The sequence below is a fragment of the Streptomyces flavofungini genome (genome assembly GCF_041028215.1).
Classification (GTDB): Bacteria; Actinomycetota; Actinomycetes; order Streptomycetales; family Streptomycetaceae; genus Streptomyces; species Streptomyces flavofungini_B.
In genome coordinates, this window is the sequence record NZ_JASKYR010001246.1 from 1 (window position 1) to 1,187 (window position 1,187).

The window sequence follows — 1,187 nt, forward strand, 5'->3', positions numbered from 1 at the left end:
CCCTTGCGGGGCGGTTGCTGGTTCCCGCGGCCCCTGCGGGGCGATGGTTCCGTGGCGGGTGGGGCTTCCCCATCCGTGAGGGACAATTGGCGCATGATCGAAGCACGGCGGCTGCACATCCTTCGGGCGGTGGCCGATCACCGGACCGTCACGGCTGCCGCCGCCGCGCTGTATCTGACGCCCTCAGCGGTGTCCCAGCAGCTCACCGCCCTGGAGCAGGAGACGGGGCACCGGCTGGTCGAGCGGTCGGCGCGCGGGGTGCGGCTGACGCCCGCCGGAGAGATCCTGCTGGCCCACACCAACGCCGTCCTGGCCCAGCTGGAGCGCGCCGAGGCCGAGCTCGCCGCGTACAGCTCCGGCGAGGCGGGGACGGTGACCGTAGCCTCCTTCGCCACCGGCATCGGCCTCGTCGTCGGCCCGGCCCTGGCCCGCCTCGCCGACTCCGCGCCCGGGATCAGGGTCCGGGTGCAGGACGCCGAGGGCGACGCCAGCCTGCCGATGGTGCTCGACCGGCAGGTGGACGTGGCGGTGGCCGTGGAGTACCGGGGTGCGCCGGGCGCCGACGACCCCCGGCTGACCCGCGTGCCGCTCTACGCCGAGCCCTTCGACGCCGTACTGCCGCTCGGCCACCGGCTCGCCGACGCGGAACGGGTGCCGCTCGCGGAGCTGGCCAAGGACGCCTGGATCGGCCCCTTCGCCGGGAACCCCTGCCATGACGTGGTGGTCCTCGCCTGCGAGCAGGCCGGTTTCCAGCCGCTGCTCGAACACTGGTCCGACGATTTCCGGGCGGTGGTGGCGCTCGCCTCGGCCGGTGCGGGCGTCGCCCTCGTGCCGCGTTCGGCGCTGCGCGGCATGGACGTGTCCGGGGCCGTGGTGCGCCCGGTCGAAGGCGCCGCCCCGACCCGCCGGGTCTTCGCGGCCGTACGGTGCGGCGCGGAGGAGCACCCGCTGATCCGCCCGGTCCTCGCGGCGCTCGGGGAAGCGGCGGGAGGCTGAGCCCCATTGGGGTGAGTCCCGGTCGCAAGGCTGAGCCCTAGTGGGGTGAGTCCCGGCCACGCCGAGCCTCGGTTGCGCTGAGTCCTGTCGGGTTGATCTCCGGTGGGCTGAGTCTCGACGGGCCGAGCCTCGGTTGCGSTGAGTCCKGTCGGGTCGATCTCCGGTGGGCTGAGTCCCGTCGGGTCGAGCCT

The 1,187-nt window shown here is 74.5% G+C and carries 1 protein-coding gene; it reads left to right on the forward strand.

All coding sequences use genetic code 11. The features are described 5' to 3' along the window. Nucleotides 1–93 precede the first annotated feature (93 nt). Complete coding sequence (locus AB8Z36_RS40120; RefSeq protein ID WP_369218288.1) at nucleotides 94–996, forward strand: LysR family transcriptional regulator; 903 nt, start codon at nucleotides 94–96, stop codon at nucleotides 994–996. Nucleotides 997–1,187: the final 191 nt, after the last annotated feature.